We start from the raw sequence: 13,457 nt of genomic DNA on the forward strand, positions 1-13,457 counted from the left end.
AGCTCTGGAACCGCTTCCGCCCCCCCCGCCGCCGCCCGCTCCTACTCCCCAGAACAAACCGAAGCCCAACACGGCTCCGCCCCCCTCATCAGCCGCCGAGCCGCCGAGCGATGCTCCCTCCACACAACTCGATCCCGAAATTTTCTACAAAGATCCGCTCATTCAAAAAGCGTTGGACGAATTCCACGCCCGAATCATCTCCTGAACTTACAAAACCGACCATACGACATGAATCTGCAAAAACTGATGAAACAGGCCCAGCAAATGCAAGCCGGGCTGGCCGCAGCACAAAACAAGCTTGCCGAACAAACGCTCACCATCAATGCCGCAGGCGGCAAAATCAAAGTAACCGCCACTGGCGCCGGCCTGATCACCGATCTGCAAATCGACCCTTCCATTCTGGATCCCGATGATGCGGAATTCGTACAGACTCTCATTTTCAAAGCCATTCAGGACGCCATCGAACAAGCCAAAGCCATGGCGGAATCCGAAATGAAAAAACTGACAGGCGGAATGGGCCTCCCAACCGGCCTCGGACTCTGACACTCCATCCCGGAAAGATCCGGCGGCAAAGCCGCAGAACGAATTCTCCGGAGAATTCCGCAGGCTCATGAAGCATTGGAAGAGCATACTTTCCGCACTGAAACCCAGATCATCCAGCCAAAAGGCAGGCATGTTCCTCACCTGTGTTTCATTGGCGATCTGGCTGATCTTCATCATGGCCATGTGGAGCGGGTCGGATCGCATCGCCGCCCTGCTCCTGCTGCCGGTCTGGCTCGTGACCATCACAGCCGTTGCCCCGGCCCTCCTCGCATGGCTCTGGGCAAGGGAATGGCTCGCCTTCGGCACCGTCATCCTGTGGACATTGACCGCCATCATGGTCAGCGACGTTTTTCAGGGCATCGGCCGCATCGGACTCGACCAGGATCCGGCACGCATTGCCAATGAGCGCCTCACATGGAAAATCATTTCAATTGATTGCCGCAACGGCTCCTCTGTCCCTGCGGAAATTCTCCAACCTATCCATCCCGACGTCATCTTCCTCCAAAATCTGCAGCACATTGATCAGGCGCAGACTCTGGCTGTCGATCTCTTCGGAGCCAACCCGTCAATACGCACCAACGGCAACAATGCCATCATCGTACGGCACGGCCAGCTCGCTCAGGCTTGGCCTATTATCGGCAACGGCAGTTTTATCGTCGACTGGTCTCCCGACCGCACCGTCGTTCCCGTACGACTCGTCAACGTCAACCTCACGCCCGGCCCCGAAAACAGAAACCTCTTCTCCGCGGACTGCTGGAAAGCCCATGCCGAAACACGAGCCACGCACCGCAAAGAAATCGACTCCCTTCTTGAAGCGCTCAAAAACATGGGCCGCCGTGCCGGAGAAATCCCCGTCATCTGCGCCGGAGCCTTCTACTCACCGCCCCAATCTCCCGTCTTTGACCCGTTCCTCCATGTCATGACCGATGCCTACGGCTCATCCGGCGTGGGCTACGGAGCAACCTGCCCTTCCGACTTCCCCATTCTGCGACTGCACCGCATCGGATACACATCCCCGCTGCGCTCTGTTCATTCCTCGACACTCTACATCCCCGGACTTGCGGCTTACGCCGTCATGGCGGACATCAAACCCCTGTAGCGGGTCCAGCCTTCACCAGATCCAGCAATTCATCCGGAGACATCGCCAGCAGCAGCTTCTCCAGCCCGCCGGACAGCAGAGCATCCGCCATCGCCCGCTTCCCCTCCAGCATCCGGTGGATATTCTCCTCAATCGTCCCCCGGCACACGAACGGATGCACCCACACGGGCTTCACCTGCCCGATACGGTAAGCCCTGTCGCTTGCCTGATTCTCCACCGCCGGATTCCACCACCGGTCAAAATGCACCACATGGCTTGCACGCGTCAAATTCAACCCTGTACCCGCCGCCTTGAGAGACAAAATGAAAAACGGCGGACCGCCGGGCGATTGAAACCTGTCCACCAGCTCCTTCCTCATCTCCAGCGGAGTGCCGCCATGCAACGCCAGCCCCGGCCTGCCGAACACGGACTCCAGCAAATCGTGCAAAGGCTCGATCATACTCCTGTACTGCGTGAATACCAACATACAATCTCCCGCCTCCGCCACCTCCCGCGCCAAATAGCGGAGGCGCACCATCTTCCCCGATTCTTCAGGAGCCATATACCCTGTCCCCAAATACTGGGCAGGGTGGTTGCAAATCTGCTTCAACCTTGAAAGATACGGTAGCACCAACGCCAACCTCACGGCAGGATCCGGTTCCTGAATCACCGCCTGAAGCTCCTCCACCTGCCTCTTGTACAGCCGCACCTGCTCCGGAGTCAACAGGCAGAAACACGGAGTCTCCGTCTTCGTCGGCAATTCGGGCGCAATCCCTTCATCACTCTTCAGGCGGCGCAACATAAACGGGCGAACCAGCCTTCGCACACTCTCGTACCGGGCTCCCGATTCCCGCAACATCGCAGCAAACTCCTTCGAACTCCCCAGCAGACCCGGAGTCAGAAAATCGAACAAGCTCCACAATTCCTGCATGGAATTCTCCACGGGCGTACCCGTCAGCGCCACCCGGCGCACGGCATTCAACCTCCGCACCGCCTGGGATCGCCGCGAATCCGCATTCTTCACCGCCTGCGCCTCGTCGAGCACCACCGCAGGCAGCTCCACCCGCCCCAGCTCCTCCAGCCGCGCCACCATACCGTACGTCGTCAGAGCCACATGCCCGCGCTGCAACAGCCAGCCGGGATTCTCACGCAAAAGCACACAATCCTTCTCATCCAGATAATCAGGATGCAAAACCGCCACATCCAGCTCCGGAGCAAAACGGCGCAACTCATCCTGCCAATTGCCCAGCAAAGACGCCGGAGCCACAATCAGAGACGCCGCCCCATCCAGCACCCCCCGCAGGCGCAGAGACTCCAGCCAGGCAATCACCTGCAACGTCTTGCCCAACCCCATATCATCGGCCAGGCATGCGCCGAACCCCACCTCCGTCACCCCGGACAGGAACCTCACTCCATCCTTCTGATACTCACGCAGCACCGCATCAAGCCCAAGGGGTAACGACTCCGCATCGCGACCGCTCCGGCCAAGTGCCTCCAAAGCCTGCTCCAGCACATCGCCCGCTTCCAGCCTCACCTCCTCATCCGGCTCCGGCAACCACGGAAGAGCCTTGCTCCTCCCTCCCAGCAGCAGCCGCAACCCAGCTAGCAAAGGCACACCTGAAACAGACGCCATGCGGGAAGCATTCCTCCACTGCTCCAGAATCTGCGCAACCTTCTCCCGATCCACCCGCACCCACTCGCCGCGAAACCGCACCAGCCCTTCATCACCGGACAACAGCTCCTCCAACTCCTCCTCCGAAAGATGCCGCCCCCCCAGCACCGCCGCCGCAGAAAACGTCAGCAGCGAATGAATATTCAAAGACGGCGCCCGACCATCCACAGCCTCACCCTCCACTCTCACCTCAACCTCCACCTTCGGAGGCAGAGACTTCCACAAATTCACCATCCGCACATCAACACCCGCCTGCTCCAGCAAAGGCACCGACTGTAAAAAATCATAAGCCTGCCGCGCCGTCCACACCTGCGGGCGATACACCGACTGCGAATCCACCAGCTCACGCAAAAACGGCGACACCTCCGCCACCTCCCTCAATGGACGAAGCAGCGCCAGCAAAGCCTCACGATCCTCTTCATACAGCTTCAGAGCCATCCCCAGAGGCACATGCTTCGCCTGATGGTCCTTCGAAACCTGATGCACCAGAGTCGCCAGAAAGGCAAACGGACGGCTTCCGTCCGCATCGTGGCCGTTCTCCGCCAAATGGAAACACAACCGCCCCACCTGCTCCCACCCCTCTCCCAGCCCGGCAAGCCACGCCTCGGCAGCCACACCCGCCAGCCTCGCCCGTTGCGCCAAAGCCGGCCCCATATCCTCAAACCACCTCTGCAAACTTCCGGCAGACACATACCCGTGTCCACGGCAGGGAGGCATCTCTGCCAACCACCGCGCCGCTTCCGCTGCATCCGGAGCCGCAAGCGTGAAATCCCCCCCTCCCCGCACCCGCAACGACCGCACCAGCACCAGCCGCGCCTTCTCCTTCAACCAATGCAGAACGGAAGCCGCATCGGACGGCACATCGAACCTCACCAAATCCAGCAACCCGAACCCGGCTCCGCGCTCGAAAGCCCGCGCCATCCGTGGAGCCGCCCCCGCCGGGGCGACGGAAGGCACCCCACCTTCAAGCACAGACAGGAAAACGGACTCCACCACAGCCATCCCTCCTACCCCCTTCCGCAAATCCTGCGCAGCAACCGGACGGCATCACACCACATGATACGGAACACCGCCGTCTTCGGCGTCTTGCGGAACAAAACCCAGAAAGCCCTCCTCACAGCCCTGTTGATCCTTGCACTCTCGGGATGATTCTTCCCCTTCAGCACATGCTTCACCAGATAAATCTGGTGAAAATTCTGCGCGAACAACGCCGTACACCACATCCGCCGCTCCTTGCCGGGCATACCTTCCGGCAGCTCATCCAGCACCCGCAGAAGCGCAAAAACAGCGCACTCGTAATAATGGGCGGGGGCCTCGCCGCGCACGAAACGGAGAGTTGCGGAAGAATGGCGGCGACGATAATGGTACAGACTCCTTGAAAGCACCGACACCTTCCTGCAATACAGCAGATAAAGCTGAATGAACAAATGATCCTCGCTGAACGGAATATCCTCCGCATAAGCCAGTCCCGTCTCCCGAACGATCGACGTCTTCAGCATCTTGTCCCATGAATAGCGCGACATCGACTCGATCATCGAAGCATTCACAGGCTGCACCCCCTCATCCGTCTTCCCGTGCCGCAACGGGGGCCGCTCCAGAACCGCACCGGAATCCTCATCATGCTCCCACAGGCCGCACACCACCATATCCACCTCATCGCGAAGCATCGCACCATACAGCGTCTCAATCATCGCAGGATCGATCCAATCATCAGAATCCACCATGCAAAGAAACGGCGCCCTTGCCATCGAAATCGCCAGATTGCGGGCCTGCGACACCCCCCCGTTCTCCTTGTGAACCACGCGGAACCGCAAATCCCGCGCCGCGTACTCATCCAGAATCGCACCGGAACCGTCCTGCGACCCGTCATCGATGCAAATCGCCTCCCAATCCTCCATCGTCTGGGCCAGCAGAGAATCCAGGCACTCTACAAGATACTGCTCCACATTGTAAACGGGAACAACAACACTGACGGCTGGACACTCGGACGCACTCATACGCTCTCCCCCATCGTAGCCAACAACCCTTGATCCGTCAAGGCCGGACGCAAATCCCTTTTCGCGCCAGCCCGGCACTTTAGGCTTCCCTCCAGCCATCCGGCATGGTAGAATCGCGCCCGCATGAACTTCGACCTCCTTCAGAAGGCCGCCAATCAGGCACGCGGACTCGCCATCGACGCCATTCACGATCGCGCATCCGGCCACCTGGGGCTGCCCCTCGGCTGTGCAGAAATCGGCGCCGTCCTCTACGGCGACCTCCTCAACGTCAACCCTTCCGAGCCCCGCTGGCTCAACCGCGACCGCTTCATCCTTTCCGGAGGCCACGGGTCCATGTTCCTGTATTCCTGGCTCCATCTGGCCGGCTACGGCCTCACTCTGGATGATGTCAAAGCCTTCCGCACCAAGGGAGCCATCACCCCCGGCCACCCGGAATACAACTGCGCACCAGGCGTCGAATGCACCACCGGCCCGCTCGGCCAGGGCATCGCCAACGCCGTCGGCTTCGCCATCTCGGCCAAACACGCCGCCGCACGCTTCAACACGGCGGAACACACCATCTTCAACCAAAGCATCTTCTGCCTCGCCGGCGACGGATGCATCCAGGAAGGCATCGCCCGTGAAGCCGCCGCCATCGCAGGCGTCCTCAAGCTCGACAACCTCGTCCTCATCTACGACTCCAACGACATCACGCTCGACGCACCGCTGCACAAATCGCAAACGGAAGATGTCGCCGCCGTCTTCACCGCACTCGGATGGGACACCGTCACCATCGACGGGCACGACATGGCCGCCGTAGCCGACACCATCCGCTGCGCCCGACTCGAAACCAACGGCCGCCCGAAACTCATCATCGCCAAAACCACCATCGGCAAAGGCGTACCGGAAGTCGAAGGCACCACCAAAGGCCACGGCGAAGGCGGAGCCCAATTCTGGGAACAGGCCCACGCTGCATGGGGCATCCCCGCAGGCGAACGCTACTACGTCTCCGAAGACGTCCGCTCCTACTTCTCCGGCGTTAAAGCCAAACGCGAAGCCGCCTACACCGAATGGAGCGAAACCTACCAGGCATGGTGCGCAGCCAACCCGGACCTCGCCGCGGAACTCGCCTCCGGCATCGTTGCATGCGAACAGGGAGTCTGCCCCAAAGAATCCGGCAAAGCCATCCCCTTCTTCTCGCCCGACTTCGCCGATGCCACCCGCTCGGCAGGCTCCATCGCCATCAATGCACTGGCCAAGGCTGAACCCTACCTCCTGACCACCAGCGCCGACCTGTACAGCTCCAACAAAAACTACATCAGCGGCGGCGGCGACTACAGCGCAGAAACCCCCGCCTGCCGCAACTTCTGGTTCGGCATCCGCGAACACGCCATGGCCGCCATCTGCAACGGCATCGCCTATGACCGCATCTTCCGCGTCAGCGCCGGCACCTTCTGCGTCTTCGTGGACTACATGCGCGCCGCCATCCGCGTCGCAGCCCTCTCCGAACTCCCCGTCACCTACATCCTGACGCACGACTCCGTCGCCGTCGGCGAAGACGGACCCACCCACCAGCCCATCGAAACCTATTCCGGCCTCCGCATCATCCCGAACCTCGACGTCATCCGCCCTGCCGACCCCGAAGAAACGGCCGGCGCCTGGATCGCCGCCATGGAACGCAACGACGGACCGACCGCTCTCATCCTCACTCGCCAGAAAGTGGACACCCTCAACTCCATCCCGGCAGAAACACGCCGCGAAGGAGTCCTGAAAGGCGCCTACATCGCCCGCAAGGAAAAAGGGGCACTCACCACCATCATCATGGCCACGGGATCGGAACTCTCCCTTGCCCTGCAGGCAGCCGAACAGCTCGGCGACGGCGTACGCGTCGTCTCCATGCCCAGCTTCTTCCGCTTCGACAAACAAAGCGCCGAATACCGGGAAAGCATCCTCCCCGCCTCCTGCAAAAAACGCATCTCCATCGAAGCGGGCATCACCGCCCTCTGGTGGAAATACCTCGGCAGCGAAGGCAAAGCCATCGGCATCGACCAATTCGGCTTCTCCGCCCCCGGCGACCTCGTGCTGAAAGAACTCGGCATGACCGTCGAAAGCATCCTTGAGGCAGCCAAATAACAAGGCAGCCCCGCCTCACCCCGTCCTCTGCCCCATGTCGCCGCATGGGGCAGATTTTTTCCTCCCGACTTCCGCACAGGCACAGCACCCTCACCCGCCCCATCTTCCCGCATGACGCGCTAGAAGCACGCCAACAGCGGAAAAAGATGATAAAAACGAGTCAAACATCCAGTAGTTTACCCAGCACACACCATGGCCCGCACTAAAATCCACGTAGGACTTGAAATCGGAACCAGCAAAACTTGCGTGGTCGTCGGGGAAGTTCGCCCGGATGCCACCGCAACCATCATCGGCATGGGCGAAGTACCCAGCGCAGGAGTACGCAAAGGCGAAATCGTCGACCAATCCATGGCTCGGCAATGCGTATGCGACGCCTGGCAAATGGCACAGGACCACGCGGATGTAGACATCATCTCCGTCTTCGTCGCCGTCACCGGCCAGCACATCTCCTGCATCAACAGCTCCGGCACCTACCGCCTGCCCGACGACCGCGAAGTCATCGAACAGGAACACCTCGACCTCGTCGACGAAAAAGCCTCGGAAATCCAGCTTGGCCCGGACCAGTACACCCTCCACCGCGAATGGGGGGAATACTCCATCGACGGCCAGGACCCCGTCGCCAACCCCGTCGGCCTCTGCGGCCGCACCATCGACGTCAACTGCCACCTCATCCACGGCATCAAAACGCGCATCACCAACACCCTCCGCTGCGTCCGCCAGGTCCCCCTCGAAGTCGAATCCTTCGTCTTCGCGCCCCTCGCCGCAGCACAGGTCATCCTCACGCGCCAGCACAAGGAAGCCGGGGCCCTCGTCATCGACATCGGCGGCGGCACCACCGACTACGTCTTCTACCAGGGCGGCCAGCTCATCGCCTCCGGCTGCATCGCCATCGGCGGCAACACCATCAACGCCGACATCGAAAAACTCACCGAACAGCGCATCTCCAAACGCGTGGCCGACATCCTCAAACGCACCGAAGGCAACGCCTTCGGCGACGTCAAAGACAAAAGCCTCGCCCGCTTCACCGGAGACCTCGGCATGCACGACGTCGCCATCGAACGCGGCATGCTCAACCGCATCATCCGGGACCGCCTCGCCGAAGCCCTCATCCTCATCAAAAAACGCCTGCCGGCGGACATCTGGAAACCCAACTCCGGCATCAGCGTCTTCTTCTCCGGCGGCACCAGCCTCATGCGCGGCCTCGACAACCTCGCCGACTACATCTTCGGCGTACCCGTCCACCAACCAGCCCCGCCCCGAGACACCAAAACCCCGGCCTACCTCGAAGACCCGCGCTACTGCACCCCCATCGGCCTCATCCGCTACGCCCAGCGCCTGGATGAAGACTACTCCCCGCGCGCAGGCCTCCTCGGCCGCCTCTCCTCCCTCTTCCGCCGCAAATAACCTCTCATCACCATGCTCCCGTACCAAAGCGCCAACCTCGAAGAAAACAGCCGCAACATCGCCATCATCGGCCTTGGCGGCGCAGGTGCCAACATCCTCAGCTGCTTCGCCGGGCAAACCAACGCCGGCATCAAGCTCTGCACCCTCTCCCTCGACGAACGCATCGGCCGCGCATCGGCAGCAGGCACATTCATCCAGCTCGGAGCCGCCAGCAACCACGGCTTCGGCTCCGGCGGCGACCCCGCCATCGGCGCACAGGCTGCCCGCGAAAGCGAAGCCGCCATCGTCGACCACCTCAAAGGGCACGACCTCCTCGTCCTCATCACCGGCCTCGGCGGCGGCACCGGCTCCGGCGCGGCTCCCATCGTCGCACGCCTCGCCCGCGAACTCGGCATCTTCCTCGTCGTCGTCGCCACCATGCCCTTCACCTTCGAAGGCCGCCGCCGCCGCCAGCAGGCGGAAACGGCGCTCCGCGAACTCGAAATCAGCGCCAACGTCCTCCTCTGCTTCGAAAACGACCACATGAGCACCCTCATTGCGCCGAACAAAGGAGTACACGACGCCTTCAGCGAAGCCGACCAGCTCCTCGCCAAAGCCACCGCCGCCGTCCCCATGCTCGCGGCCTCCCCCGGCCTCATCAACCTCGGACTCGACGAACTCACCCAGGCCCTGCGCGGCAAAAACAGCCGCTGCATCTTCGGCTCCGGCTCCGCACGCGGCAGCGAACGCGCCGCCCGCGCCGCAGAACGCGCCCTCGAATCCCCCCTCCTCGCCCAGAACAACGCCCTCGCCTGCGCCGAAACCGCCATCGTCCACATCGCCGGCAACGAAACCCTCACCCTCGAGGAAATCCGCACCGCCATGGACGCCATCAAGGCCAAACTCCGCCCCGGCGTCAACATCCTCTTCGGAGCAGCCGTCAAACCCCGCCTCAACGACGAACTGCGCATCACCATCCTCAGCTCCATCGAACCGGAACGCATCCCGATCCCCGAACCGGCGCCGGAACAGCCAGCCGAACCGGAAACCCCTCCGGCTCCCACCGACGAACCGGAACTGGCGCCTGAGCTCCCGGCAGAACCTGCACCACAGGAGGAAACAACGTCCATCATCGCAGAAACGCCTGCTGAAGACGCCACATCCACCGACGCCCCCCCGGTCGCCGAACCTGCTCCGGAACCCGAAAAAGAGGAAAAACAACCAGTCGAATCACCAACCGCCGAAAAACAGGCAGCGGAACCGGAAACACCCGTACAACCCGAACCTGAACAAAACCCCGAACCGGCGAAAAAAACAGAACCTGCTCCGGCGGCCAGACCGGCGACCGTGGCAGCTCCCGCCGTCAAAACACCTGCGCGGGCACAACAGGTACAAGGCTCCCTCCTCCCGGCCGACTTCAAATTCCCTGCAGCCCCCGCCGCCGCCCCGGAAGAAGAACCCCTGCCCGAACCGGAAGCACCGATCGACCTCCCCCTCTCCCCTGAACTCCCGTTCACCGACACCCCCATCGTCAAACAACCGGAACTCAACCTCCCGAACGCAGCCGCCTACGGCCTCGACGACCCGAACATCCTCGACGGAGAAGACCTCGACATCCCCCCGGCACTGCGCGGCAAACAATGGGACGACCAATTCCCGGGCTAACCCATAGCACCCCCCAAGCGTGGAAAACGAATCCTACCTGCGGGAGCAAATCGTCACCTACCTGGGCAACAAACGCGCCCTCCTCCACTTCATCGGAGAAGCCGTAGCAACCGTCCGCCAAAAACTCGGCGGCAGAAAAATCTCCTGCCTCGATGCCTTCTCCGGCAGCGGCATCGTCAGCCGCTACCTCAAACAGCACGCCAGCCACATCATCGCCAACGACCTGGAGGCTTACAGCTCCATCATCAACCGCTGCTACCTTGCCAACAAAAGCGACCTCGACCTCCCTGCGCTGGAACACCACCTGCAGCAACTCCGCCACGCCATCCTCCACCACCCCGTACCCGGCTTCATAGCCGCCACCTACGCGCCGAAAAACGACGACGCCATCACCCGCGAAGACCGCGTCTTCTACACCCGTCAAAACGCCGTCATCCTCGACACTGCGGCGCAATACATCCACTGCACCGTACCGGACCCCCTGCGCCCCTACCTCCTCGCCCCCCTCCTCGCCGAAGCCTCCATCCATGCCAACACCTCCGGCGTCTTCAAAGGATTCTACAAAAACGACCGCGGCTGCGGAGCCTTCGGTGGCCGGGCCGGCCACGCCCTCACTCGCATCATGGGTGCCATCGAACCGGCGCTTCCCGTCCTCTCCGATCACGACTGCACCCACAGCATCTATCAGGAAAATGCCAACACCCTCGTCCGCGCCATCCCGGAAACGGACCTCGCCTACCTCGACCCGCCGTACAACCAACATCCCTACGGCTCCAACTACTTCATGCTCAACCTACTCGTCAACTACACACCGCCTGAAGACATCAGCCCCGTCTCCGGCATCCCGGCAGCATGGAACCGCTCCGCCTACAACAAAAGCATCGAAGCGGAAAACGAACTCCTCCGCCTCATCGACGACTGCCCGTCCAAATACATCCTCCTCTCCTACAACTCGGAAGGCTTCATCTCACAAAAAACCTTCCGTTCGCGCCTGCAAACCATGGGCACCCTCACCGTCTCCGCCATCCCCTACAACACCTTCCGGGGCAGCCGCAACCTCCGCAACCGCCCCATCAAAGTCACGGAATACCTCTACCTGCTGGAAAAAGCGTAAAAACGCCTTGACAACGCAGCCTATTTCCGGTCTAATCATCGCACCTTCCAGTGCCGGCTTGGCGGAATGGTAGACGCGCTCGACTCAAAATCGAGTTCTAACGAGTGTGGGTTCGAGTCCCACAGCCGGTACCAATATTTTGTAGAACAGCATTATAGTGTATGATGCTGTTGTTTTCATAACTACTTGTTACAGTTCAAATCGAGGTATATTTTATTTCTCATGGGTTACTTCGTTGTTTGTATGAAGCCCAATCATGAACCTAGGCTTTTTTTCGAACAAATTCACATCCTGCTCCATTCATCACGGTGTTAATTCTCTGTTTTCGCGAAGAACAGTAACTTCTTTTTTCCCTTCTCTTCCCAGCCTAATTAATGGTAGAGCATTGGTCATTGGCGTCAAAAGAGTATAACCCCCTATCTCGCGTGGTACTCCGGAAGCAGGAATGATAATTGCATTCAGATGGTCATCCGCAAATTTCGTATCTTTTCCCAATTTTTTCAAGAGCTGCTCACGAACCTGACCTGCATACCCTTCCATCCTTCGCACCTCTTCGCCAGACATAAAAGCATGCCGTAGCAATTCGATTGAAGTCTTTGGCATTTTCGACAATGCGACCTTACCAGACGTACCAGGTTTAAAAGCACAGGCTGTCTTAACAAGTTCCTCGGCCATTGTCAACCTGTTTTCTGATTTTCCACTCTTTGTAGCATGTTGTGGCATAGTATGCATGCTAATATTATTCACAAATTTTGTCAAAAAAATTTCATTGAACTTCTCCAGTGCTATCGGCGTGTATTTATCGCTGGGTACTTGCAATTGAGAATTAGCACGATCCATCTTAACGGCAGGCCACGTTTCCTTTTTTCTATTCTCTAGCATCCGAATCACCTTCCTGCTTTCCGAATCAAGTTCCCCACTTATGGGCTTGGAAGCAATTTCAAGCGGAATTGGTACTAGGTTTCCTGTCAATAAGCCTTCCACTTTTTTGTCATCCATTACGTTATCAATCGCTAGATAACCATAATTTGTTTGCAATAAGGGTGTTCTTTTCAAATAACTCAATTTTTCTTTTAAAAAAAATTTTCTGTTTTGATTTTCGATTGTCTTTGGTTCTCGCTTCGGTTTGTATCGATATTTTTCTTTCAGATACACATTTATGTCTCCTCCCTCTATTTCTACTCCCCACATGAATCCTTCCTGAGAGGCCGAAATCATCTCTGTCCAACCTGCATAAGAACTAAATTCGCTTACAGCTTCGCCTTTTTTCATTTTTTCTTTCTTCTCGGCTTCATCTTGATTCCGGTTGCGAAGCTTGACTAAAACAAATTTATCCATCTTCTCCTTTTCGGGACCAATAAGAGACGCTTTCAATAGATTCCACTGTGCTAAGACGATTTCCCATGGCATCTCTCCGATGCTCCGAACCAATTCGCTATTGTTCCATTCATCGAGCAAAACCACTTCTAAGATCCTGCCGTATGCCAAGGTTTGTTTCTCAATATTCTGCTTCATTTGAAGCAAATCACCTTCCAAGGTATTCTGCAAGCTTTGTCCATCTTCATCCTTTTCTTGGAGATGCTGTAATGAGGCAAGATATTGATTGATGGATTCCAATCTTGTAGTAAGCGAAGCCTGGGTTATGATTGATTCTTTTCCTATTCCTGTAAGAATTCCTGAATTTTGGCATTCAATTCTGCCAGCTCCTTTGAAGGAACTCGTTGCACCACTTGTCCATTCCCTCTCTGCCTGTATTGTCCCAGTATATCCTCCATTGAGACAGTCTGCAATATTCCTGAGATAGAATCCAGTGTTCTTGAAATCTGTTTTTTAGACGTAATTTTTTCTTTCATATCATGATCGCATAGTAAGTTCTTATTCTTCTATATAATG

The 13,457-nt window shown here is 58.6% G+C and carries 10 protein-coding genes, 1 tRNA gene and 1 pseudogene; 8 read left to right on the forward strand and 4 right to left on the reverse strand.

Features of this window, described 5'->3' with window-relative positions; genetic code table 11:
* From AC781_RS14020 to AC781_RS06615, 3 genes and pseudogenes are all read left to right on the forward strand, one after another.
* Positions 1-205 (forward strand): annotated as a pseudogene (locus AC781_RS14020) (hypothetical protein); the annotation flags it as partial.
* Between the two features lie 23 nt (positions 206-228).
* A complete protein-coding gene (locus AC781_RS06610) occupies positions 229-543 on the forward strand; it encodes a YbaB/EbfC family nucleoid-associated protein (RefSeq protein ID WP_067775437.1) in 315 nt (104 codons plus the stop codon).
* Positions 544-673: 130 nt separating this feature from the next.
* Positions 674-1,642 (forward strand): exonuclease/endonuclease/phosphatase family protein, encoded by a 969-nt coding sequence (locus tag AC781_RS06615; RefSeq protein WP_141675793.1) that lies wholly within the window; start codon positions 674-676, stop codon positions 1,640-1,642.
* Here AC781_RS06615 and AC781_RS06620 read toward each other — a convergent pair.
* Positions 1,629-4,316, reverse strand: coding sequence for a DEAD/DEAH box helicase (locus tag AC781_RS06620; RefSeq protein ID WP_141675794.1), 2,688 nt, complete (start codon positions 4,314-4,316; stop codon positions 1,629-1,631). The genes AC781_RS06615 and AC781_RS06620 overlap by 14 nt on opposite strands.
* The gene (locus AC781_RS06625; protein WP_172801781.1) at positions 4,301-5,290 is read right to left on the reverse strand and encodes a glycosyltransferase family 2 protein; all 990 of its coding nucleotides are present in this window, start codon (positions 5,288-5,290) and stop codon (positions 4,301-4,303) included. Before AC781_RS06625 ends, AC781_RS06620 begins: the two co-directional genes overlap by 16 nt.
* Before the next feature lie 123 nt (positions 5,291-5,413).
* Between AC781_RS06625 and tkt the strand changes: the two genes are divergently transcribed.
* From tkt to AC781_RS06650, 5 genes are all read left to right on the forward strand, one after another.
* The gene (gene tkt / locus AC781_RS06630; protein ID WP_067775449.1) at positions 5,414-7,402 is read left to right on the forward strand and encodes a transketolase; all 1,989 of its coding nucleotides are present in this window, start codon (positions 5,414-5,416) and stop codon (positions 7,400-7,402) included.
* Positions 7,403-7,594: 192 nt separating this feature from the next.
* Positions 7,595-8,806: a cell division protein FtsA gene (gene ftsA / locus AC781_RS06635; protein WP_067775452.1), complete on the forward strand. Its 1,212-nt coding sequence runs from the start codon at positions 7,595-7,597 to the stop codon at positions 8,804-8,806.
* A gap of 12 nt (positions 8,807-8,818) precedes the next feature.
* Positions 8,819-10,450 (forward strand): cell division protein FtsZ, encoded by a 1,632-nt coding sequence (locus tag AC781_RS06640; RefSeq protein WP_067775455.1) that lies wholly within the window; start codon positions 8,819-8,821, stop codon positions 10,448-10,450.
* A 19-nt stretch (positions 10,451-10,469) separates the two neighbouring features.
* Positions 10,470-11,564, forward strand: coding sequence for a DNA adenine methylase (locus AC781_RS06645; RefSeq protein ID WP_067775459.1), 1,095 nt, complete (start codon positions 10,470-10,472; stop codon positions 11,562-11,564).
* A gap of 52 nt (positions 11,565-11,616) precedes the next feature.
* Positions 11,617-11,698: transfer RNA gene (locus tag AC781_RS06650), tRNA-Leu, on the forward strand.
* Between the two features lie 169 nt (positions 11,699-11,867).
* Here AC781_RS06650 and AC781_RS06655 read toward each other — a convergent pair.
* Both AC781_RS06655 and AC781_RS13690 read right to left on the reverse strand, forming a co-directional pair.
* The gene (locus AC781_RS06655) at positions 11,868-13,181 is read right to left on the reverse strand and encodes a hypothetical protein (RefSeq protein WP_067775465.1); all 1,314 of its coding nucleotides are present in this window, start codon (positions 13,179-13,181) and stop codon (positions 11,868-11,870) included.
* A 41-nt stretch (positions 13,182-13,222) separates the two neighbouring features.
* Complete coding sequence (locus tag AC781_RS13690; RefSeq protein WP_071133344.1) at positions 13,223-13,417, reverse strand: hypothetical protein; 195 nt, start codon at positions 13,415-13,417, stop codon at positions 13,223-13,225.
* Positions 13,418-13,457: the final 40 nt, after the last annotated feature.

Source organism: Neoakkermansia glycaniphila, from assembly GCF_001683795.1.
Taxonomy (GTDB): domain Bacteria; phylum Verrucomicrobiota; class Verrucomicrobiia; order Verrucomicrobiales; family Akkermansiaceae; genus Akkermansia; species Akkermansia glycaniphila.

What these genes read in the sequence shown, in the direction of transcription:
- AC781_RS06610 (WP_067775437.1), top strand. Translation starts at nt 229, where the DNA reads ATGAATCTGCAAAAACTGATGAAACAGGCCCAGCAAATGCAAGCCGGG.
- AC781_RS06615 (WP_141675793.1), top strand. Translation starts at nt 674, where the DNA reads ATGTTCCTCACCTGTGTTTCATTGGCGATCTGGCTGATCTTCATCATG.
- AC781_RS06625 (WP_172801781.1), bottom strand. Translation starts at nt 5,290, where the DNA reads ATGAGTGCGTCCGAGTGTCCAGCCGTCAGTGTTGTTGTTCCCGTTTAC.
- tkt (WP_067775449.1), top strand. Translation starts at nt 5,414, where the DNA reads ATGAACTTCGACCTCCTTCAGAAGGCCGCCAATCAGGCACGCGGACTC.
- ftsA (WP_067775452.1), top strand. Translation starts at nt 7,595, where the DNA reads ATGGCCCGCACTAAAATCCACGTAGGACTTGAAATCGGAACCAGCAAA.
- AC781_RS06640 (WP_067775455.1), top strand. Translation starts at nt 8,819, where the DNA reads ATGCTCCCGTACCAAAGCGCCAACCTCGAAGAAAACAGCCGCAACATC.
- AC781_RS13690 (WP_071133344.1), bottom strand. Translation starts at nt 13,417, where the DNA reads ATGAAAGAAAAAATTACGTCTAAAAAACAGATTTCAAGAACACTGGAT.